1 protein-coding gene is annotated in these 654 nt (G+C 46.5%); it reads right to left on the reverse strand.

Annotation, left to right across the window (positions count from 1 at the left end; genetic code table 11):
- Positions 1-83 precede the first annotated feature (83 nt).
- Positions 84-654, reverse strand: a 571-nt coding sequence (locus R7R78_RS27020) for a helix-turn-helix transcriptional regulator (protein ID WP_225474722.1), incomplete at its 5' end; no start/stop codon positions are given.

Raw genomic sequence — 654 nt, forward strand, 5'->3', positions numbered from 1 at the left:
TTTTCACTTATTTCATCAATTAGAGGAGAATATTCTGAGAGCCAAGAGGTTCTGTGCGCCCAATCGTTCACAAAAAGTACGAATCACTTCTCAGGATCTCGTTCTATTCTTCCATTTTGTCTGAACTCTCTTGGCGTCATGCTCGACCACGCTTTGAAGCGCGTACTAAAGTTTGCGCTGGTTGGGTACCCGACAATCTCACCAATATGTTGAATCGGCCACTCTGTTGAACGAAGTAAACGCGCGGCATACTCCATTCGCATGCGCATCAAGTGTGCCATCGGGCTTCGACCAAATTGTTGCTGCGTTAAACGATGTAAATGGGGCTCCGAACATGGATAGAGTGCCGCTAACTGCTCAACGCTCCAGTCTTTATGTAATTGACGCTGAACGAGGTCAAATACGCGGCGAAGTTTAAGCTGATTGCGAGAAACAGATTCCGAAGACGGCATATTCAGCATCAATTCCAGTTGCGCTACGCTGTGAGCACCGACCGCACTGCCGTAATCAATGGACAGATTTATGCTACGAAGCAATGTCTGAATACATGAATACATCGCTTCCGGTGCAGGTGTTAGTTGATAGCTGATGTTTTCTCCAACCATCGACCACTCTTTATGTTGGGAAAGAAATACCCAAGCGATTTGCCACGTT

The organism is Vibrio sp. 2134-1, assembly GCF_033339495.1.